The organism is Halomicrobium sp. HArcel3 (assembly GCF_058933135.1).
The window spans coordinates 136,963-158,074 of sequence record NZ_JBZYDN010000009.1 but is presented as its reverse complement, the minus strand read 5'-3'; the positions used below and the strand labels follow the sequence as shown (position 1 = coordinate 158,074).

The 21,112-nt window shown below is 67.4% G+C and carries 12 protein-coding genes; 4 read left to right on the top strand and 8 right to left on the bottom strand.

Features of this window, described 5'->3' with window-relative positions; all coding sequences use genetic code 11:
* Positions 1 to 21: 21 nt before the first annotated feature.
* From AC5FRV_RS18615 to AC5FRV_RS18600, 4 genes are all read right to left on the bottom strand, one after another.
* Positions 22 to 7,368 carry an Ig-like domain-containing protein gene (locus AC5FRV_RS18615; protein WP_493562587.1) on the bottom strand — a complete coding sequence of 2,449 codons (7,347 nt, stop codon included), beginning with the start codon at positions 7,366 to 7,368 and terminating at the stop codon, positions 22 to 24.
* A 224-nt stretch (positions 7,369 to 7,592) separates the two neighbouring features.
* Positions 7,593 to 8,360, bottom strand: coding sequence for a hypothetical protein (locus tag AC5FRV_RS18610; RefSeq protein WP_493562586.1), 768 nt, complete (start codon positions 8,358 to 8,360; stop codon positions 7,593 to 7,595).
* A 260-nt stretch (positions 8,361 to 8,620) separates the two neighbouring features.
* The gene (locus tag AC5FRV_RS18605) at positions 8,621 to 9,412 is read right to left on the bottom strand and encodes a helix-turn-helix transcriptional regulator (RefSeq protein WP_493562585.1); all 792 of its coding nucleotides are present in this window, start codon (positions 9,410 to 9,412) and stop codon (positions 8,621 to 8,623) included.
* A 103-nt stretch (positions 9,413 to 9,515) separates the two neighbouring features.
* Entirely contained in the window at positions 9,516 to 10,925 is a 1,410-nt protein-coding gene (locus AC5FRV_RS18600; RefSeq protein WP_493562584.1) for a signal recognition particle protein Srp54, read from the bottom strand.
* Between the two features lie 186 nt (positions 10,926 to 11,111).
* Here AC5FRV_RS18600 and AC5FRV_RS18595 point away from each other — a divergent pair, with 186 nt between their 5' ends.
* A complete protein-coding gene (locus AC5FRV_RS18595; protein WP_493562583.1) occupies positions 11,112 to 12,035 on the top strand; it encodes a DUF8054 domain-containing protein in 924 nt (307 codons plus the stop codon).
* 62 nt (positions 12,036 to 12,097) lie between these two features.
* On the top strand, positions 12,098 to 12,475 hold the full coding sequence (locus tag AC5FRV_RS18590) for a cupin domain-containing protein (protein WP_493562582.1): 378 nt from the start codon (positions 12,098 to 12,100) through the stop codon (positions 12,473 to 12,475).
* A 31-nt stretch (positions 12,476 to 12,506) separates the two neighbouring features.
* Here the strand turns inward: AC5FRV_RS18590 and AC5FRV_RS18585 are convergent, their stop codons facing one another.
* On the bottom strand, positions 12,507 to 14,378 hold the full coding sequence (locus tag AC5FRV_RS18585; protein ID WP_493562581.1) for a S9 family peptidase: 1,872 nt from the start codon (positions 14,376 to 14,378) through the stop codon (positions 12,507 to 12,509).
* A 183-nt stretch (positions 14,379 to 14,561) separates the two neighbouring features.
* Here AC5FRV_RS18585 and AC5FRV_RS18580 point away from each other — a divergent pair, with 183 nt between their 5' ends.
* Positions 14,562 to 15,212, top strand: coding sequence for a bifunctional 4-hydroxy-2-oxoglutarate aldolase/2-dehydro-3-deoxy-phosphogluconate aldolase (locus tag AC5FRV_RS18580; RefSeq protein ID WP_493562580.1), 651 nt, complete (start codon positions 14,562 to 14,564; stop codon positions 15,210 to 15,212).
* A 449-nt stretch (positions 15,213 to 15,661) separates the two neighbouring features.
* Positions 15,662 to 16,228, top strand: coding sequence for a DUF8173 domain-containing protein (locus AC5FRV_RS18575; protein WP_493562579.1), 567 nt, complete (start codon positions 15,662 to 15,664; stop codon positions 16,226 to 16,228).
* 46 nt (positions 16,229 to 16,274) lie between these two features.
* Here AC5FRV_RS18575 and AC5FRV_RS18570 read toward each other — a convergent pair whose 3' ends face one another.
* From AC5FRV_RS18570 to ftsY, 3 genes are all read right to left on the bottom strand, one after another.
* On the bottom strand, positions 16,275 to 17,852 hold the full coding sequence (locus AC5FRV_RS18570; RefSeq protein ID WP_493562578.1) for a Coenzyme F420 hydrogenase/dehydrogenase, beta subunit C-terminal domain: 1,578 nt from the start codon (positions 17,850 to 17,852) through the stop codon (positions 16,275 to 16,277).
* Complete coding sequence (locus AC5FRV_RS18565) at positions 17,845 to 19,623, bottom strand: nitrite/sulfite reductase (RefSeq protein WP_493562577.1); 1,779 nt, start codon at positions 19,621 to 19,623, stop codon at positions 17,845 to 17,847. Before AC5FRV_RS18565 ends, AC5FRV_RS18570 begins: the two co-directional genes overlap by 8 nt.
* 310 nt (positions 19,624 to 19,933) lie before the next feature.
* Positions 19,934 to 21,109 (bottom strand): signal recognition particle-docking protein FtsY, encoded by a 1,176-nt coding sequence (ftsY, locus tag AC5FRV_RS18560; protein WP_493562576.1) that lies wholly within the window; start codon positions 21,107 to 21,109, stop codon positions 19,934 to 19,936.
* Positions 21,110 to 21,112: the final 3 nt, after the last annotated feature.

Here is a 21,112-nt window from a genome sequence, read left to right as displayed (position 1 = left end):
CGCCCGTACGCCGCAGTGGTCCTATCGCCGAGTGAACCAGGCGGCGACGACCACTCCCACCAGCGCGAGGACACCGAGCACTGCACCGACCGGGACCCCGGACTGCTCGATCGGTTCCCGGGCCGCGCCGTCGTCGATTTCCGGGGTCGGCGTGACCCCGTCTGTGGTCGGCGGTGGCGTGGCGGTGGCCGCCGGCGTCGGCGTCTCGGTGGCCGCGTCGGCAGCGGTCCCGACGGCGAACACCGACAGCCCCGGAACGGTCGCTTCGACGACGTACTCGTCGGCCGACCCTGCGGTGACGTTCATCGTGGCCGCCCCCCACTGGCCGTCGTGGTAGCGGTAGACGACGACGTCCGCCGGTGCGAGACCACGGTCGGCGAGCGTGGCATTCGAGACGCGGAACCGGAACGTCACCTCGCCGATGTCGCCGTCGGCGATGGAGTGGTCCACGTTCAGGTAGGCGATGGGAGTCTCGCCAGCCGGAGTCGACGACGGTGCGCCCGAGGGCGGCGACTCGCTCGCGCTGACGTTCAGCGTGAAGTCGCCGTCGACGAGCGGCGTGATATCGAGGCCGTCGAGCGAGACGTTTCCGGACGTCTGGCCCGACGTGTTCACCGAGACGGCCGTTCCGTTTCTGGCGTTGGTGACAGCGACGTCCGTCTGGCCGGAACTGGACTGGACGACGGTGGTCTGCCTCGGTCCTGGCGTGGGCGCCGAGCCGCTGGCGCCGTTCGATCCGGACGACGAACCGCCACTTCCGGTAGATGATCCCCCGCCGTTCCCGCCGGCCGCGACACCAGTTCCCGAGAGCGAGACGTCGACGGTCGGACGCGTCGAATCGTCCGTGTGGACCCGGAGCGTCCCGGTCGCGGTCCCGGTGTCGTTCGGTTCGAACGCGACCGTGATCTCCCGACTCTCGCCAGTCGCGAGCACCGTAGTCCCGGCGCCGTCGACGAGCCGGAACGGCGTCGTTCCCGAACTGGTGAGGCCGATGCCCGAAAGCGTGAGCGGCGTTCCACCGACGTTCGTCACCGTGACCGTCGCGGACGCGTCTCCGCCGACCGTGACGTCGCCGAAGTCGACGGCGTTCGTATCGACCGCGGCCCGGCGCGGTTGCGTCACGTCGACGACAGTCACCGAGACCGTCGCGTACCCGGATCCGGACCCGGAGTCGTCCTCGATCAGGTAGCTGAACGTGTCCGTCCCAGCGAATCCGGGGTCAGGGACGTACTCTAGCTCGCCGGCGGTGTTCAGCGAGGCGGTCCCGTTGTCGGGTTGGCTGAAGCCGACCGTGCGAAGCGAATCGCCGTCCGGGTCGTAGTCGTTGGCGAGCAGGCCCGGTGCGCGTACCGTAACGTTCTCGCCTTCGAGCGTGGCGTAGTGGTCGTCGACGGCAGTCGGTGCACGGTTGGGATCCGGCGCCACGTCGACAGTGACGGTCGCGTACCCGGATCCGGTTCCCGAGTCGTCCTCGATCAGGTAGCTGAACGTGTCCGTCCCAGCGAATCCGGGGTCAGGGACGTACTCTAGCTCGCCGGCGGTGTTCAGCGAGGCGGTCCCGTTGTCTGGCTGACTGAAGCCGACCGTCCGGAGCGAATCGCCGTCCGGGTCGTAGTCGTTGGCGAGCAGGCCTGGTGCGCTCACCGTGAGAGTGACTCCCGCGTCCGTGGTGTAGTAATCCGGTGCGGCGACCGGCGCGCGGTTCGGATCCTCGAACACCTCGACGGTGACCGTCGCGTACCCGGATTCGGTCCCCGAGTCGTCCTCGATCAGGTAGCTGAACGTGTCCGTGCCGGCGAATCCGGGGTCGGGGACGTACTCTAGCTCGCCGGCGGTGTTCAGCGAGGCGGTCCCGTTGTCGGGTTGGCTGAAGCCGACCGTCCGGAGCGAATCGCCGTCCGGGTCGTAGTCGTTGGCGAGCAGGCCTGGTGCGCTCACCGTCAGGTTGACGCCCTCGACCGTGGTGTAGTAGTCCGGAACGGCGACCGGCGTGCGGTTCGGGTCCTCCTGTACATCGATAGAGACAGTGGCGTACCCGGAGTACTCGCTGTTCGCGTCCTGGATGCGATAGCTGAACGTGTCCGTCCCCGTGAACCCCGTGTCGGGGACGTACTCGAAGGAGCCGTCCGACGTCAGCGAGACGGTCCCGTTACCCGGGGTGCCGAAGTTGACCGCGTCGACCGAGTCACCGTTGGGGTCGAGGTCGTTCGCGAGAACTCCGGGCCCAGCCACGGAGAGGTTCACTCCCTCGACTGTCGTGTAGCTGTCGTCGACCGCGACCGGCGCTGTCCCCGTCGGATCCACGACGGTCACCGAGACCGTCGCGTACCCGGATCCGGTTCCCGAGTCGTCCTCGATCAGGTAGCTGAACGTGTCCGTCCCAGCGAATCCAGGGTCGGGGACGTACTCTAGCTCACCGGCGGTGTTCAGCGAGGCGGTCCCGTTGTCGGGTTGGCTGAAGCCGACCGTCCGGAGCGTGTCGCCGTCCGGGTCGTAGTCGTTGGCGAGCAGCCCCGGCGCGCTCACCGTCAGATTCGTCTCACGGAGCGTCGAGTACTGGTCGTCGACGGCCGTCGGTGCGCGATTCGATCCAGTGACGTCGATAGTGACGGTCGCGTACCCGGATCCGGTTCCGGAGTCGTCCTCGATCAGGTAGCTGAACGCGTCCGTGCCGGTGAATCCGGAGTCGGGGACGTACTCTAGCTCGCCGGCGGTGTTCAGCGAGGCGGTCCCGTTGTCGGGTTGGCTGAAGCCGACCGTACGGAGCGAATCGCCGTCCGGGTCGTAGTCGTTGGCGAGCAGGCCTGGTGCGCTCACCGTGAGAGTGACTCCCGCGTCGGTCGTGTAGTGGTCGTCGACGGCAGTCGGTGCTCGGTTGGGATCCGGCGCCACGTCGACGGTGACCGTCGCGTACCCGGATTCGGTCCCCGAGTCGTCCTCGATCAGGTATGTGAACGAATCCGTCCCGGTGAATCCCGGATCGGGAACGTACTCTAGCTCGCCGGCGGTGTTCAGCGAGGCGGTCCCGTTGTCCGGTTGGCTGAAGCCGACCGTCCGGAGTGAATCGCCGTCCGGGTCGTAGTCGTTGGCGAGCAGGCCTGGTGCGCTCACCGTGAGAGTGACTCCCGCGTCGGTCGTGTAGTGGTCGTCGACGGCAGTCGGTGCGCGGTTCGGGTCCTCGAACACCGCGATAGTGACGCTGGCGTATGCGGAGTCCTCGTCGTGTTCGTCGCGGATCAGGTAGGTGAACGCGTCCGTCCCCGTGAAGCCCGGGTCGGGGACGTACTCGAAGGAGCCGTCCGACGTCAGCGAGACGGTCCCGTTGTCGGGTTGGCCGAACTGCGTCGCGCGGAGCGAGTCACCGTTGGGGTCGAGGTCGTTCGCGAGCAGACCAGGGGCGTCCACCGACAGCGTCTCGCCTTCGTCCACCGAATAGGAGTCAGCCACCGCGACCGGCGCCCGGTTTGACGCCGTCGGTGCCCCGAGGACGACGGTCACGTCCGTCGGTCCGTCGACGTCGAACGCGGTCCGGTTCGCGGTCAGGTTCGTGCCGGCCGGCGGCGTCGCGCGGAGGTGAACAGTGCCCGCGACCTCTATCGCGTCGCGATCGCTGGCCCCGAAGTTCAGGTGACCTGCGCTGTCGGTCGGTCCCTCGAAGATGCCGAGTAGATCGGTCGTGTCGGGGGCGATTCCGACCGTTGCGTTGGCGACCGGCCCGCCAGTGTCGCCCCGGACTACGGTGACCGTGAGCGGGGCCGCGCTCGGGAGCGTGCGGTCGATGGTGGCGTTGTCGTCGACCGTACCCAGGGACGCGACGTCGGGCGATCCGTCGACCGGACCCGGCCCGCCCGAGCCGTTCTGCTGGACGTAGACGACGACGTACGTCGGTCCCTTCGGGACTGTCGCCGAGAAGTTTCCGCTGGAATCGGTCGGGACCGACATCGACTGGTCGGTGTCGGTCGCGTTGACCAGCACGACGTAGTCGCCCGCCGCGGGCGCTCCGCCGGCCTCGCGTAGCTGGCCGGAGACGGTGATACCGGTCGCAGGCTCCGAAACGGGCGGTTTGACTATCCCGCCGCCGACCGTCACCGTCTTGCTCTCGCCCGCAGCGCCGTCGTTACCGGCACGGTCGACGGCCCGTTCCAGCGTGACGTCGTAGTCCCCATCTGCCGCGGGCGTGTGACTGAGGAAGTACTCGTAGTAGCTGCCGTAGTTCCCGCCGTCGACGGCGTCGCCGAGGGTCGCGACGGTCGCGCCGGACTCGTTTCGGACCGTCACGTCCAGATCGGAGAGCGATTCGCTGGCGTTGACCTGCACGAGGATGCGGCCCTCGTTCGAGTACACGTCGAACTCGTTGATGGTCGGCGCGGTCGCGTCGCTCGCTATCGACCGGTCGATGGAGATATAGACGTACTCGTCGTCGGCGTTGCCGTCCGCGTCGGTCGCTTCGACCGTCAGCTTCCACCAGCCATCGGACGCGGCGTTCGCGCCGTCGACGGTGAAGGAGCCCTCGTAGACGTCGTCACCATCGTGGTCCGCGAGCGAGACTGTGCCCGCGCCGAAGGACGACGCGTCCGCGGTCACAGTGTCGACCCCGCTCTTCGCGTCGGTAACGGTGGCCCGGACGGCGACGCTATCGCCGCCGGTGACCCATCCGTCGTCGAGTGGTTCGGTGAACGATGGCGACGAGATGGTCGGCGCCGTCAGATCGCGGGGCGTGTCCAGCGTCAGTTCGTTCGTGGTCTCGATCGAACGCCGATTCCGCACGTTGTACGCGGTGATTTCGACCCCGTAGGCACCGTCAGGCGACGCCGTGGCCGTGTCAACGGTGAACGTCCCCTCGTACACGCCGTCGCCGTCGCCGTCAGTGAGGGTGACCGTACCGGCACCGAACGCCGACGCGTCGGCGGTGACCTCGTCGACGCCGAGGCCGTCGGTCGCGTTCACTGAGAGCGCGATCTGGTCGCCATCATCGACGTCGTCGTCGGGCCCGTCGAGGTTCGTCGCCGTCGGGTCGGTGACCGTCGGCGGATCGAGGTCGCCCGTGTCGATGAACATGTAGTTGGACCGGCGCTCGTGCGAGTTACCGGCCGCGTCGGTCGCGTTGGCCCAGACGTACACGAGACCGTCGGGATCTGCCGTCGCCGCGTCGACGGTGACCGTCGCGTTGTACCACCCGTTCCCCTGGTCGGCGAGGGTCACGTTGGGGACGCCCAGCACGTCCGTCCCGCCCACAACGGTGAGGTCCGAGAAGTCTGTCACATCGACCGAGACGCGAACGCTGTCACCGTGCCCGACTGACCCGTCGCCGTCCGCCAGGTCGGTGACGACCACGTCGTCGACGTACACCGTCGTGTCGAGGTCGAGCGTCGTGGTCGCTGTCGCGGTCCGGCCCAGGTCGTCAGTGGCCGTGACCGAGAGTCCCCGAAGATACTCGAGGTTGTACGGCCTGTCGACCGTGAACGTCCCCTCGTAGATGCCGTCCCCGTCGGGGTCACTGTACGTGACGTGCCCACCGCCGAACGAACTGGCGTCCGTCGTGACCGAAGTGACGTTCTGTCCGGTGACGGTCGCGCTGAGCGCCACCACGTCGCCGTCCGTGACGATGCGGTCGCCGTCCCCGGCGTCCACCGCATCGAACGCGGTGATCTCGAATACGCCGGACACGGTCGCACTCGCCATTTCTCCGTTCGCGCCGTCGTTGCCAGCCGCGTCGGCGGCGGTCTCCAGGGTCACGTCGTAGGAGCCAGGGGAGAGCGTCGAGGTGTTCTCGTACGTGAAGGAGCTGTCGCCCGATTCGGTGAAGTCGGCCGCGTCGAGCGTCGTGACCGTGCCAGACTCGTTGGCGAGGGTCACCGCGATCGCGTCGAGTGGTTCGTCCGCGTCGAACGACACCCGGAGTTCGCCGTTGGTCGGACTCGTAGCGTCGAAGTTCGAGATGGTCGGAACTTGCGTGTCGTTCGCGAGGGGCGCGTAGATGCCGGACGTCACCGACCCGGAGACGACGTTCGCGGCGGTGTCGACGCTCCCGCCCGAGTGCGACCAGGAACTCCCGTCATAGTGCCACAGCGAGAGGTTCTCCTCCGCCACGCCAGCGGCCGCCGCGTCGGTGTAGGAGACGTCGACCGTCGGGTCCCCGGAGACCTCGAAGAACTGGCCGACGTGGTCCATGCCGTCCGGGGTCGGTCTGGCGATAACGCCCTTGATCGTGGCGCTCGCACCGCGGAGCGTGACGCCCGGTCCGCCGGACGACAGCGCGGTGTTCTCCGCGTCCAGACCCGCTGTGGCGACGAGTTCGACGTCCCAGTCGCTGTTGCCGGATGCCATGTTGTTCAGGACCGTTCCCGACGTAGTTCCGTCGAGGGAGAGGCCCGAGTAGCGGTTACTGGTGGCGAGGTTGTTCGTCAGCACGACGTCCGTGCTCCGTATCTCGAACCCGTGCTCGACGTTGCCCGTCGCGGTGTTGCCGTCCAGTTCGTTCCCGTCTCCGTAGACGACGACGCCCGACCAGTAGGCGCTCTGGACGTAGTTGCTCGTCAGCACGTTGTCGTCTGAGGCGACGTAGATGCCGTCCTGCAGGGCCTGCGTCGAGGAAGAGCTCTGTCCGTACACATAGTTGCCATGGAGGGTCGTCCCGTTACTGTCCGAATCGAGGCGGATCCCGTTACGGACGGTTCGCTGGGTGTCCCACGAGTTGGCCTGGACCACGTTGTTCGTCAGGTTGTTCCGGTACGCACCGTCCAGCTGGATACCCACGTCCGACGGGTTCCAGACGTCGTTCCCGACCAGCACGTTGTCGTGGGAGTCGACGACGTAGATGCCGCTCCCGGTGGTACCGGCATCGCCCCACTGTCCGGGCTTGTCGATCGCGTTGTTCCGGATCAGGTTGTTGTCCGAACCGGCGTACAGGGCGATGCCGTTCGCGTTGGCGCCCGGGTCGTTCGAACTGCTCTCGGGCTCGACGGTGACGCGGGTAACCTCGCCGTCGTCGGCGCCGTAGAGCCGGACGCCGGTCGAGAAGTACCGGGTCGTGACGTTCCGGACGACGACGTTCGAACCGCCGCTGACGCTGACCGCCGACGGACCGTTCCCGCTGCCGACGTACGTGATCACGTGGCCGTTGCCGTCGAACGTGACGTCGTCGGTGTCGATCTGGACACAGTTGCTCGAATCCGACGTGCTGACGTCGTTCGCGAGCGTGTAGTGACCGGGTGTACTGATCGTCTGGCAGTCGGTGACGAGATTCGTCGACCCGGAACCCGCGTTGGCCGCGCTCGCGACGCCGACCGGCTGAACGACCGGCGCGAACGACGCGACGACCAGCAGCATCGTCATCGCAAGCACGCGGACGGGCCGTCCCGGCGTCATGCCATCACCGGCTCTTCGTCCGTTCCGGTCTGCCGGTTAGCCAACAACCGGTCCGCAGTCGCATTCGTTCTCCTCGATGCCACCCACCTGTGTGCCGCTCGTTCGTTCATCTGAATTCTGTTACACACCGCGCTCGGTTCGCGAGCGTCCGGTTGGACGCCGCGGACTGTTCTCGCACGCACCGACGGCCACCAGCCGCCAGTGCGGTCTCTCTCGCCGCTGGCTCACCCGCTCCGGTACTCCTCCAGGACGATCTCGACAGTCATCTCGCCCGTCTCGCCGTCGTAGTAGGCCGTGCGGAGCGCGAGGCTCGCGTCGGGCGCGATGCAAGACTCGAACTCGTAGGAGTCGCTGTCGGCCCACTCCTCGCCGTCGGGCACCCGGATCGCGGTCTCGTAGCACTCCAGGCCGGCGTAGCTGTTCCGGCCCTCGACGTTGGCGGTCATGTAACCGGCCTCCGGGGTCCCCGAAAGCCGCCAGCTGTTACCGACTTCGAGCTCGCGGTGCTCGTAGTAGGCCGTCATCGCGTTGAAGGGGCCCAGGGTGAGGTAGCCGACCGTCCGGATAGCGGCGTCGGCGTCGTCGCTCTCGTAGTCGACGTTCCGGAGGTCCCAGAGGATCGTCGCGTTCTCGCCCGTCACCGTTCTGGTGTAGGACCGGTTGCCGTCGTCGAGCGTGACGTCTGCGGTCACTTCGCTCCCGTCGACGGCGACGATGTCCCACGTCAACGTCGCGGTCTCGCCGTTCCGGACGTCGTTCACGCGGTAGCGGTAGAACTCGCCCTCTTCGAAGGAGAATCGCTCCCACTGGGCGGCGACCGTATCTTCGTTCGTTCCGTCGCCTTCGTCGGCGGTGGTCCCTGACGCGCCCGCGCTCTCGCCGGACGAACCGTCGGCAGACACGACGGGGGCCTCCGACGGCGGGCCGCTGCCGGTACACCCTGCGAGGACGATCAGGACGGCGACCGCTCCGACGAGGAGGCGTCCTCGCATCACCGACCGACCCCGATAGACGTCGTCCGTGTCGACCCGCTGACCGGCGACGCAACCCCGCCGGTTTCGTAGCTAGATGTTGATACCTCTCCACGTCGGTAGGTGCATTCGCTCATGTGAAACCGCCGAATCTCGGCCTTAAACCGGATTAGGGCCGTAGATCGGCTAACGTAGTTCGGAAAGTCGAGTGCGGATATAACAGTATCTGTTCATGACACGAACGGCGTTCACGCCGTGAACGTCGAGCGGTCCGTGGACGATCAGAGCGGGCCGTCGAGCCACGCGGACAGCGACGTCGCCGACTCGCGGACGGTCGCGAAACTCTCCGTGGCCCACTCCCTGATTGCGGGGTCGTCGCTCTCGACGAACACCTCCAGCATCCCCGTCTCGTCGTCGTAGGCGCCGATGCCGACCCGGTCGTCGAATATCGCGAGGCCGCACGGGAGATCCTCGGCGACCCACAGCGTCAGGTGACCGCTCTCGACCGCACCGGCGACCGCCTCGCGGTAGTCCGAGACGATCTGGTCGATCACCGGCGGGCGGTAGACGATCTCCGTGGTCATCCCACCCAGTATCTCCTCGCGGATCTCGTCGACGTAGATGGGCGCTATCGTCGTCGTGTCGTAGCCCGACAGCGAGTCCGAATCGCGCACGCACTCCATGAACTGCCGAACGGGGGCGTAGGGGTCGCCCTCGCCGGCCGTCGTCACCGTCGCGTCCGCGAGCCGGTCGACCGGGAACCCGAGTTCGGCGAGCGGCACCGTCCCGACGAGGGCGCGGAGGTCCCGCGCCGTCGCCACGAACGACCGGAACCCGCCGAACCGGTCGGCGACGAGGTCCCCGAGAAACGTCGTGGCGTAGCGCTTGCCGTCGGTCCCCACCCACTCCCGGTCCTCGAAGGACGCCAGAATCCGTCCGAGGGTGACCCGATCGATTCCGAGGCGATCCTGAAGGGCCGCCCGGGTCGCCGGCCCCTCCCGGAGCGAGTCCAGCACGGTGACCCGGTTCTCCGACCGGGCGAGAAATTCGACGTCGTCGACGGCGTCAGTCATCGGAAATAGTCGCCTCACCCGTCGAAACGGCGAAACCGGGCATTAGTGTTGCGGCGGAGAGGTCGGTCCAGACCGCAGAAAGCGCACCGTTCGACCGACGAACTCAGTCGCCGAAGGGGTTGCCGCCGCCGCCCATCCCGCCCATGCCGCCGCCACCGCCGCCACCGCCCTGCATCTGCTGCATCATCCGTTCCATGTCGCCGTCGCCCATGCCCTGGAACTGCTTGAGCATCTGCTCCATCTGTTTGTGCTGCTGGAGCAGTTCGCGGATGCGCTCCTCGGGCTTGCCCGACCCCTTCGCGATCCGTTCGGTGCGACTCTGGCCGACGACGCGGGGGTTCTCCAGTTCCTCCTCGGTCATCGAGTCCATGACGACCTCGAAGTCGCGCATGCGCTCCTGGGTGACGTCCATGGCGTCGTCGGGGAGCTGGTCCATCAGCCCGCCGCCCAGACCCGGAATCATGTCCATCACCTGGTCGAGCGGCCCCATCTTGTTCATCGTCTCCATCTGCTTGCGCATGTCCTTGAGGGTGAACTGGCCCTCCAGCATGTCCTCGGGGTCCCAGTCCTCGTCCTCGGCCCCGGTCTCCTCCATCGCGCGCTCGACGCGCTCGGTGAGTTGCTTGAGGTCGCCCATGCCGAGCAGGCGCGAGATGAACCCCGAGGGCTCGAAACGCTCGATGTCCTTGACCGTCTCGCCGGCCCCGAGGAAGGCGATAGTGGAGTCCGTCTCGTTGACGGCGGCCAGCGCACCACCACCTTTCGCCGTCCCGTCGAGTTTGGTGATGACGACGCCGTCGACGCCCTCGGCGATGGCGTCCTCGAACTTCTGGGCCTGGTCCTTGGCGCCCTGGCCGATGGCGGCGTCGAGCACGAGCAGCGAGTGGTCCGGCTCGACCGTCCGGTCGATCTGTTCGAGTTCGTCGATCAGGTCGTCCTCCAGGGCGTGCCGACCGGCGGTGTCGACGATCTGGACGTCGGCGTCCGCGGTCGCTTCCAGCCCCTCGCGAGCGATCTTGACGGGGTCCTCCTCGTCGGGGTCGCCGTAGAACTCCACCTCGGCGCGCTCGGCCATCTGCTTGGCCTGGTCGTAGGCGCCCGGGCGGAAGGTGTCGGTCTGGATGACTGCGGGTCGGAGACCCTTCTTCGAGAACCACCACGCCATCTTCGCCGCCGTCGTCGTCTTCCCCGACCCCTGGAGGCCGGCGAGCATGATCGTCTGCTCTTCGAGAGGCAGTTCGGTGGACTCGCCGACCAGGTCGACGAGTTCCTCGTAGACGATGCGGAGCACCCAGTCCCGGGGCGAGGTTCCCCCCGGCGGCTCCTCGTCGAGCGCGCGCGTCTTGATGTTGTCCGACAGCTCCTGGACGAGCGAGACGTCGACGTCCGCCTGCAGGAGCGACCGCTGAATCTCCTTGACGATGTCCTCGATGTCCTCCTCGGAGATGCGGGACTTCCCGCGGAGGTTGTCGAGGGTCCCCCGCAGCGAACTCCCCAGATCGTCGAGTACCATTGTTGTCGCGTGGTACGCTGTGGCGGCGGTAAAGCCTTTTTGTCGGGCCGGAGCCGTTCCGATCCGGTTCCCACCGGGTCGGTATCCCGCTGCAGTCCGCGACCCCGTCGACGAGATGCGGGCTACCGACCACCGCCGGTCGTGAAGCCTAAAACACATATAACTGGCTACCATACTTGGATCAAGATGATCGACGAGCTGAAACAACCGGAGTACACCGGTGAGAATCGCTGCATGCCGTGCACGGGCGTCAACCTCCTCATCGCCGTCGTCGCCGCCGCGGTGGCCGGCCGCCGGTCCCGGAAGGCCGGCGCCGGCGTCTTCGTGGCCTCGGTGGTCCTGATCTACCTCCGTGGTTACCTCGTCCCCGGGACGCCCACACTCACGAAGCGGTACCTCCCGGACGACGTCCTCCGACTGTTCGGGAAGGAACCGGTCGGACCGGCCCCGAGCGGTCTCGGCGCCGGCCTCGACAGTGACGAGGCGACTCCACGGGACGCTGGTGCTGCTGCCGTCCCGAACGGCGACGGCACCAGCACCGCCGAGTCCGCGACGAACGGCGGCGTGGTCGAGGCTGCACGCGACGAAGCGGGCGCCCTGGACCCGGAGATCGTCCTGTCGAACGCCGGGGCGCTCGAAGCGTGCGAGGACGGCGAGGACCTGTGCCTGACCGAGGAGTTCAAGCGATCGTGGGACGACGCGATGGCGGATTTCGACGGCGAGGAATCCACGGACCTTGCCGAGCGGCTGGTGGCTCAGTTCGACCTCGACGTCGAGGAGAGCGAAATCGAAGAGTTCGACGACGGCCGCGTGCTGACGGACGGCGACGGTCGCATCGGTCAGTGGCCCTCCGAGGCGGCGATGATCGCCGACGCCGCGGGCGCGGCAGTGCTTCGGAGCCGGCTGCCGGACTGGGAGGCCCTCTCGACCCGCGAGAAGGGGAGCCTGCTGAACGGCCTCCGGCTCTTCCTCGAGGAGTGTCCCACCGCCGAGGGCGGCATCGAGTTCGGCCAGGAGACCGTGGAGTCCTGCTGTAGCTCCTACGAGGTCGTCGCCGTCACCTGCGAGGAGACCGGGGACCGCCTCTTCGAGGAGCCGATCCACGAGTAAGCTGTTTTCCCGTCGCGGGCCGGAAGAGTGGGTATTACGGTCGTCCCGCGACCACCGCCACCATGCCCTACCACCACGTCGACCCGGACGACCTCGATTCGCTCGCGGACTACCCCTGCGACCGCCGGGCCGTCTCCGACGCCGCCGACCTGAACCTGCTCCACCTCGCGCGTTATGCCATCGAACCCGGCGAGCAGTTACCCCGGACCTACCACTACCACGAGCAGCGCGAGGAGGCCTTCTACGTGCTCTCCGGGACGCTTTACGTCGAGACGCCGGACGGCGAATTCGAGGTCGGCGAAGACGAGGTGTTCGTCGTCGAGCCCGGGAACCCACACCGGGCGTTCAATCCGGCCGACGCCGACGACGAGGTGGTCGTGCTCGGAACCGGGTCACCGCGGACGGACCCGGCGCTGGCGTACGACGGCGAAGACGGCTGAGCGTCGACACGGGTGACCGGCGACCCGTGACTCACTCTGCGGGGAACCGCTCGTCGAGGAAGTCGGCGAGTTCGCGGAAGACGCGGATCTTGTAGTCGACGTCGGTCGAGGCGTGCCCCTCGCCCCCGAGTTCGCGGTACTCGAACTCCTCGCCCTCGGTCCAGCCGCGGCGCTCCTCGAGCGCGTCGCGGAACCCTCGGGCCTGTGAGACCGGACAGCGCGGGTCGTTGACGCCGTGGAGCATCAGGAGCGGTGCCTCGATGTCCTCGACGTGGGTGATCGGACTGCGCTCGCGCCAGAGGGTGGCGTTCTCGTCCGGGTCGCCCATCTGCTCGCGCAGGTTCGTCTTGAAGTGCGCCATCGACTCCTCGAACAGCGCCGGGAGGTCCGTGATCCCGACCGACGCGATGCCGGCGTCCCAGAGGTCGGAGTACCGGACCAGTTGCCAGTACGCCGAGTAGCCGCCGAAGGACCCGCCGAAGACGGCCAGGTTGTCCCCGTCGACCCACTCCTTCTCGGCGATCCAGCGCGCGCCGGCGGCGACGTCCGCCTGCTCCTGCCCGCCCCAGTCCCCGTGGATGGCATTCTTGAACTCCCGGCCGCGGCCGGTCGAGCCCCGGAAGTTCGGCCACAGCACCGAGTAGCCGCGGTCGACCAGGAACTGCGTCCGCTCGTCGAACCCCTTCTTGACGTCGTACCGGGGGCCGCCGTGGACGGCGACGACGACCGGCGACGGGCGCGCGCCGCTGTCGTAGAGCACGGCCCCGACGTCGGTGCCGTCGGTCGACTCGTAGGTGACGTACTCGGCGTCGACGAACGCGCCCGGGTCGACGTCGCCGTACTCGGGTTCCCTGAGGACGGTCGCCTCGTCGGCGGCCGGGTCGTACCGATAGTAGGTGTCCCGCGTCGTCGGCGTGTTTTGCCCGGTGAGGACGCTCCCGTCGGGGAAGACACCGGCCCGGCGACCGCCCTCCGACCAGGCGACGCCGTCGGTGAACGGCGTCGCGAGTTCGGTGCCGTCGCGGTCGTAGACGACGAGTCGCTGGGTCCCCTCGGTCGTCCGTTCTGCGAAGACGTACCCGTCGGGGTGGGCGAAGTGACCCGTCTCGTCGGCCGCGGCGTCGCCCAGCCAGGTCACCTCGTCGGTGGCGAGGTCGTACAGGCCACAGCGCTGGAAGTTCGTCTCGTTGTCGGTGAGCAACAGCGCGTCGCCGTCGGGCGTCCAGTCGCTCACCCACGTCTCTCGACCTTCGCTACTCACGTCGAGGCGGCGGGATTCGAAGCCGTCGGCGGTGTCACCGTCGGTGGAACCGTCCCCGACGGTGGACCTGTCCCCGACTGTCGGCGCCAGGCTGGCGACGTAGGCGTCGCGGTTCTCCAGGTCGTCGCGTTCGTTCGTCACGTACGCGACGCGGTCGTCGTCGGGGGAGAACTGCCCACCGTACACCGGCCGGTCGTATCGGGTCAGTTGCGTCGACGCGCCGGTCTCACGGTCGTACAGGTAGAGGTTCATCTGGTCGCCGGCGTCCGTCGTGTAGAGCAATCGACGGCCGTCGCTGGCGACGTCGACGAGGAACGTCTGGCCGTCGTTCTCGACGATCGGTCGAGCCTCGCCGTCGTCGACGTCGAATGCGTAGACGTCGTTCTGCTCGTCGCCGCCCTGGTCCCGGTGGAAGTACACCGACTCGCCGTCGGCCGACCACTGGATGGGGAACTTGGCGTCCCGCGGGACGTTGCCGTCGCTGACCTGGGTCAGATCGCCCGTCTCCGGGTCGATCAGGCAGAGTTCGTTGCGACCGCTGCCGTCGTAGAAGCAGGCGATCCGGTCGCCGTCGGGCGAGACGCGCAGGTGGTGGAGGCTGGGGAGGCTCGCCAGTTCCTCCAGTGGGATGGTATCGGACATCGCCCGGGAAGTTTTCTACCAGTTTACAAGTAGTTTCCGGATACCTGGCGTACAGCACTCCAGGCGCACGATTCGGGAAGTGAGGGGGCGCGGTTGCGGACCGGGCCGGGCGACGACGAGCGGTCGCACACCACTGGCGGCGATACTGGCATCCTTTTGGCCCCTCCGTTCGGAGGACCAGACATGACGAACAAACGGGCGGTCCAGGACAAACTGGTCGAGAGCGGCGTCGTCGCGGTACTTCGCGGAATCGACGAGGACGACATCGTCCCCGTGGCGAAGGCCATTCACGAGGGCGGCGTCACGGCGCTGGAACTGACCGCCGACGCCAAGCGGTGCAGCGAGATGATCGCGGCGGTCGACCGGGAACTCGCGGACACCGACGCGGTGATCGGTGCGGGCACGGTCATGGACGCCGCGGCGGCCCGGAACGTCGTCGAGGCCGGCGCGGAGTTCGTCCTCGCGCCCAACGTCAACGAGGAGGTGCTGGCGGTGTGCAACCGCGCCGGCGTCGTCTCCGTTCCGGGGGTCATGACGCCGACGGAGGCCGACCGGGCGATGGCCGCGGGCGCGGACGTCCTGAAGATGTTCCCCGCCTCGACGGTCGGACCGGGCCACATCGGCGCGCTGCAGGGGCCGCTCGGCGACGTCCCGATCATGCCGACGGGCGGCGTCTCCGTGGACAACGTCGCCGACTACTTCGAGGCCGGCGCGATGGCGGTCGGCGCGGGGTCGGCACTCGTGAACTACGAGGCCATCGAGGAGGGTGACATGGAAGGGGTCCGCGAGCGGGCCGCCGACTTCGTCGCGGCGGTCGAAGCGGCGCGGAAGTGACCGTCGCGCCAGCGGGACCGAACGCGCCGAGTGGCGACCCGGGACACGTGTGAGGGGTCACGTGGGGGCGCACCGACACGCTGAGGGCACCCGATAGTTGCCGGCAATCACCCTTTGTTATGGCCGGTGTTCGTGGGGAAAGTCACGCATAGCTCGCGGTGGCGGGACGTACGCGCGAGTTAGGGTGTGCCGATCCGTCGTCGCTCCGCAGTTACCCGACCAAACTGCGGGGTCCGTCAGTGGCTGCGCCGCGTGGATTCTGGGCCCAGCGCGCGTCGGCGGTGACGCTCCCGCTAGCGACAGTCGGGGTCTGTGTCACGCGATCGAAACGGGCCGCTACTCGGGCGTTCGGCCGTCGAAACGGAACTCACTTTCGAGTATCCGAGCAGATGGATAGCGCTTTCGATCGTTCGAAACTGATTTGCGGAGGGGCGGAGAGACCGAGCGTGATGCCCTCCATCCGACCGATCGCACGAGGTGCCAGCGCTCTCGTTCTCCTCGCGTTCACCGGTCTGGCGGCCGCACAGTCCCCGAACCCCGGCGCAGAACTCGGTCTCGGGACCCGACTCGTGATCCGGTTCTGTACCGCTTTCGTGGTCAACCTCGTCTTCGGCGGGGGACTCGTGCTGATCGGTCCCCGCTACGCGACGAGGATGGTCGAGGAGATTCGCCGGGACCCGGGCGAAGCGTTCGGCTGGGGCCTCATCGTCGCGATCGTCGTTCCGATCGCTCTCGTTCTCGTGGCGCTCACGATCATCGGGTTGATCGTCAGCATCCCGGGACTGTTCGTCCTCGCGGTCGTGAGTATCGTCGGCAACGCCGTCTCGATCGTCTGGGTCGGGGCCGCGCTCCGGGGGCGAGCAGACCGGTACGGTGGGAAGGCCGCTGGAGTCGGTGCGCTCGCCCTCGCGGTTCCGATGGCGATCCCCGTCCTGGGAAACCTCGTGCAGACTCTGATCGGCTTCTTCGGGATCGGTGTCGTCGGTCGCGACCTGTACCGGGAGTACCGGGGATGACCTCTCCACCGCCGTCACGAGGACACGCGGACCGGCATGGCGTGGCTCAGTGTCCGGCCTCGTGGGGATTCAGCTCCGTTCCGTAGTTCTCGGCGTGGGTGGCGTAGTCGATGAAGCGCGGCGCGTCGGGGTCGAACGGGCGCTCTAGGGAGTCGAAGGCCTTCTTCTTGTCCCAGGACTGGAGCCCGCCGACGGCGCCGCGGTCCTCCAGGTCGTGGTAATCCAGGTCCGCTTTCGTCAGTTCCCAGGCGTCCAGGCCCTGCTCCGTTCGAACGATGACGGAGGAGTACTCGTCGCTGGACCCGACCGATCCCACCGTCAGGTCCGCGCAGTAGCCGGTGAAGTCGGCGCACTCGTCACAGCCCTTCAGGGCGGCGCCGTGGAACGCTTCGACGTCCTCGTCGACGATGAGTTCGCCAGACCGGTCGTACACCATCATCTTCCCGTCGAGGACGTCCATCTTGCTGACGTCGTCGAGGTCGATTCCCCGTTTCTCTACGAGTTGATCGCCCATCAGCCGCTCGTAATTGAAGTTCTTCGTGCACATCAGGGCGATCGTGTAGTCGACGGCACGGACGCCGGCCTCCTGGCTGGCGTAGTCCCACTCGAAGTCCTGCAGGGCGCGGATCCCCTCGATCTCGCAGGGCGTCCCCACCAGCGCCAGGGACATGTCCTCGGGGTCCTTGTCGGGGAGCTTGTGCTCCCACTGGTCCAGCCCCAGGTTCCCCAGCGCCATCGTCTGGTTGTAGATGCTCCCGGCGCTGTCGATCAGTTCCTCCGGCGTGGTCGCCAGGAACGACTCGGCCTTCCAGGGCTCCTCGTCGCTCTCCGTGGCGACGAGGGCGCCGTCGATCTCACCGGCCTCCAGCAGGTGGATCAGGACGCTCGTCACGAGCCCGCCGTCCTGAGATCCTTCGCGCCACTCCTCCTCGACCTTCGCGGAGAACTCGGTGATGGGGTCGCCGGCGCCCTTGACGTTGTCGTCGCCGCCGGTGATCTTCCACTGGCGCTCGTAGCGCAAGCCCCCACGGGGACAGAAGTCCCAGCACATCGAGCAGCCGGTGCACATCTTCACCAGTTCGGGTAGCCCGTCGTCGCCGATGCCGATGGAGTCGGAGGGACACGACGCGACGCAGGTGCCACACTGGATACAGCGGCCCTCGTCGATGACCGCCTCGTCCAGTTCCATGAACCAGGTCTTGTCCGCGGGCGTCTCGATGTCGTTCATCTCCGCGCGAATCCCGTACGACGGCGTCCCCGGCTTGGCGCCATCGGGCGGATTCACGATTTCGTCCGGTCGGCCGTCCTCGACGTCCTGGCTGACGCCCTCGGCGGGTTTCGTGAACTCGACGTCGCCCAGTTTCCCGTTCTCGTCGACGTTGGCGGCTGCTGCGCCGCCATCCGGCACGGCTCGCGACTCGGTTTCGCTCTCGCCACAGCCGCAGGAACTCCCGCAGCCACAGCTTTCCTCACCGTCACCGTGGTCGTGTGCGTGCCCGTGTGAGTGGTCCCCGTCGGCGTGTCCGTGCGCTTCGGCACCCGACACGTCGCTGTGGTCGGTCCCGGGTCCGTCCGGGACTCCCGGCATGCGACCGTCGCCGCTCGCGTCACGCTCTTCAGTCATCCGCGACACCTCCCTCCTCGTCGAGGGCGACGCCACCGGCCACGTTGGCGTCGGCCCGCTGCATTATCTGGCGCAGGCGGTCGTTGTCGACCCGGCGGCACCACTCGTAGAACCGTTCACCGTCAGAGCTACGCTCTGACGAGCTCGCACTCACTTCGCTCGCGCGAACCCCTTCCTCGCGTTCGTCGGCGTAGGCGTCGAACAGCTGCTCCAGCGCCGGGATGACGCTCCCGGCGGGGACGGCGTTCTCGACCCAGTCGAGGAACTCGTTGTCCGAGCCGAGGCTCCCGCCGAGGCCGAAGTCCATCCCCTCGACGATGTTGTCGCCCTCCTCGTTCGTGGTCCCTTCGGGGTCGTTGACGTTGACCGTCTCGCCGCGGAAGCCGATGTCGGCGATCTGTGGCTGGGCACAGGAGGCCGAACAGCCCGACATGTGCATCCGGACGACGTCGAGGTCCTCGGGCGTGTCTATCTGCCGGTCCAGCGCCTTGGCCCACCGGCGGACCCGGTTCTTCGTCTCGATGATACCGTAGTTACAGAACTCCGAACCGGTACAGCCCACGGCGCCGCGGGAGAACGGCCCCGGGTCGGGCCGGTACTTCCGGGCGAAGGGCTCGTTCAGCAGGTCGCCGACGTTCTCGGGCGGGACGTGGGTGACGAGGAAGTTCTGGTCCGTCGCCAGTCTGATGGAGGCGTCCTCAGTACCGTACTCCTTCGCCGCTCGGGCGGCCTCCGCGAACTCGTCGCCGCCCATCCGCCCGGCGATGACGTTGAAGCCGACGTACTTCAGGTCGCCCCCCTTCTGGTCGTGGACGCCGACGTGGTCGCCCCGATACCCCTCGGTCAGGTCCGTCCCGCGCGTGGGGAGGTCGACCTGGCAGCGGTCGCGGACGGCTTCCTCGAATTTCTCGGGTCCCATTTGCTGGACGAGGTAGCGCATCCGGCAGACGCCGCGATTGTTCCGGTCGCCCAGTTCCTTGAACGTCTGGGCCACCGCGCGGCAGAACTCGACGGCGTGTTCCGGGAGGACGAACACGTCCAGCGGCGAGGCCATGCGCGGACCGTCGGAGAGGCCGCCGCCGACCTTCACGTGGAAGCCGTAGTGAGGCTCGCCCTCTATCTCCCGTTTCGCCGGCGTCAGTCCGACGTCGTTGATCTGGGACTGCCCGCAGTCGTGCGCACAGCCCGTGATGGTCATCTTGAACTTCCGGGGAAGGTTGGCGTACTCCCGGTTCTCGGTGAAGAACTCCGAGACGGCCTCGATGACCGGCTGGGCGTCGAAGCACTCGTGGTCGTCCAGGCCGGCGGCGGGACAGCCTAGCACGTTGCGCGCCGAGTCGCCACACCCCTGAATGGTCGTCAGGCCGACCTCGTCGTACTTCTCCCAGATCTCGGGGACGTCCTCGACCTCGATCCAGTGCTTCTGGATGTCCTGTCGAGTCGTGATGTCCAGGAAGGCGTCGCCCCAGACGTCGTTCTGTTCCTCGCCGCCGTACTCCTCCGGTGCGGTAGCGTACTCCTCGGCTACTTCGCCGATGACCTCGGCCTGCTCCGGCGTGAGATAGCCGCCGGGGACTTTCGTCCGCATCATGAAGTAGCCTCGCTGGCGGCCGTGGGCGTACATGCCAGCCCACTTCAGGCGCTCCCACTCGCCGTCGCCCGCGCGCTCCTCTATCTCGTCGAAGGTCAGCCCATCCTCCGCGTACTCCCTGACGTCCTCGACGACGTCGAGGGGGTGTTTCTCCTGTTTGTACCGCTCGACCGAATTCACGGGGACCACCTGCGCCAGGATGGTGCACTACGTTCACTCATGTCGTAGCTTCAATTGACACGTACGCTATTGAAGCGACTCGTCACGGCGAAAAGCCCCTCACCTACCCCGAGGAGGGGAATATTGCTGGTTGTTGCGGGTCCGGCTCTCGGAACATACGAGTCTACTGGCCAGTACCGGACGGCTCCTCGGTCTTAGACGATAGACGGTGGGCCCGGCCGTCACTGGTGCTGGAAAGAATTACCGCTACCTTGCCCTCACTCCGTTCGCCGCTCGGTCTGTAGCTGGCCCGGCCTCCGGCCGCGCCAGCCTACTCTTCGAACAGCTGGTCCACGACCTCCTCGGGGTCGAACCGTTCGATGTCGTCGTAGCCCTGTCCGGTCCCGAGGAAGAGAATGGGTTTCCCCGTGACGTGGGCGACCGAAATCGCGGCACCACCCTGGGAGTCGGCGTCGGCCTTCGTCAGGATGGCGCCGTCGATGGCCGAAGCGTCGTTGAACTCGCGAGCGCGGTTGACGGCGTCCTGGCCGGCGACCGCCTCGTCGACGAAGATGGTCATGTCCGGGCCGACCACGCGGTCGATTTTCTCCAGCTGGGCCATCAGGTCGTCGGAGGTGTGCAGACGGCCGGCGGTGTCGCCCAGCACGACGTCGACGTCGTTTGCCTCGGCGTACTCGACGGCGTCGTAGATGACCGCCGCCGGGTCGGAGCCCTGCTCGTGAGAGATGAGCGTCCGGTCGAGGTTGTCGGCGTGTTTCTGGAGCTGTTCGTTGGCGCCGGCGCGGTAGGTGTCGCCGTTGGCCAGCACCGACGAGAGCCCCCGCTCTTCGAGGTACTGCGAGAGCTTGGCGATGGTCGTCGTCTTCCCGACGCCGTTGACGCCGGTGAACATGATGACGACGGGCTTGTCGGCCTCGGTGACGCGCTCCTCGAAGTCGAACTGGCCGACGCTGATCACGTCGAACAGCGCCTCCCGGAGCGCGTCGCGCACGAGGTTGCCCGTGCTGGAGAGTCGGCGACGGGTCTCGCCGACCAGGTTCTCCTTCACGCCATCCAGAATCTCGCCGGCGACGCTCATCTCGACGTCACTGGAGAGCAGGGCGAGTTCGAGGTCGTCGAGGTGACTCTCTAGATCCTCCTCGTCGATGACGGACTTGCCCGACGCGAGGATCTTCGCGCGCTGGGCGAACCCGCGGCCCGAATCGTCGTCCTCGTCTTCGTCTACGTCTTCCTCGTCGGCATCTTCCTCGACCTCGGGTTCGACTGCCGACTCGCCAACTTGGTTGGCTTCTTCCTCGTCGGAAGCGTCGCCGGACGACTCCCCGTCCGCCGTCTCGGCACTCGTTTCGGCGGACGCTTCGGGTTCGGCAGGCTGGTCGTCTTCGGCCTCGGCGTCTGCCGCTTCGTCCTCGAGCGCCTCCTCGTCCACGTCTTCCTCGACGTCGGACGTGAAACTGCCCAGCTTGTCTTTCAGTCCGTCGAACATCGC

What these genes read in the sequence shown, in the direction of transcription:
- AC5FRV_RS18570 (WP_493562578.1), bottom strand. Translation starts at nt 17,852, where the DNA reads ATGACTGAAGAGCGTGACGCGAGCGGCGACGGTCGCATGCCGGGAGTC.
- AC5FRV_RS18595 (WP_493562583.1), top strand. Translation starts at nt 11,112, where the DNA reads ATGATCGACGAGCTGAAACAACCGGAGTACACCGGTGAGAATCGCTGC.
- AC5FRV_RS18575 (WP_493562579.1), top strand. Translation starts at nt 15,662, where the DNA reads ATGCCCTCCATCCGACCGATCGCACGAGGTGCCAGCGCTCTCGTTCTC.
- AC5FRV_RS18615 (WP_493562587.1), bottom strand. Translation starts at nt 7,368, where the DNA reads ATGACGCCGGGACGGCCCGTCCGCGTGCTTGCGATGACGATGCTGCTG.
- AC5FRV_RS18585 (WP_493562581.1), bottom strand. Translation starts at nt 14,378, where the DNA reads ATGTCCGATACCATCCCACTGGAGGAACTGGCGAGCCTCCCCAGCCTC.
- AC5FRV_RS18600 (WP_493562584.1), bottom strand. Translation starts at nt 10,925, where the DNA reads ATGGTACTCGACGATCTGGGGAGTTCGCTGCGGGGGACCCTCGACAAC.
- ftsY (WP_493562576.1), bottom strand. Translation starts at nt 21,109, where the DNA reads ATGTTCGACGGACTGAAAGACAAGCTGGGCAGTTTCACGTCCGACGTC.
- AC5FRV_RS18605 (WP_493562585.1), bottom strand. Translation starts at nt 9,412, where the DNA reads ATGACTGACGCCGTCGACGACGTCGAATTTCTCGCCCGGTCGGAGAAC.
- AC5FRV_RS18590 (WP_493562582.1), top strand. Translation starts at nt 12,098, where the DNA reads ATGCCCTACCACCACGTCGACCCGGACGACCTCGATTCGCTCGCGGAC.
- AC5FRV_RS18580 (WP_493562580.1), top strand. Translation starts at nt 14,562, where the DNA reads ATGACGAACAAACGGGCGGTCCAGGACAAACTGGTCGAGAGCGGCGTC.
- AC5FRV_RS18610 (WP_493562586.1), bottom strand. Translation starts at nt 8,360, where the DNA reads ATGCGAGGACGCCTCCTCGTCGGAGCGGTCGCCGTCCTGATCGTCCTC.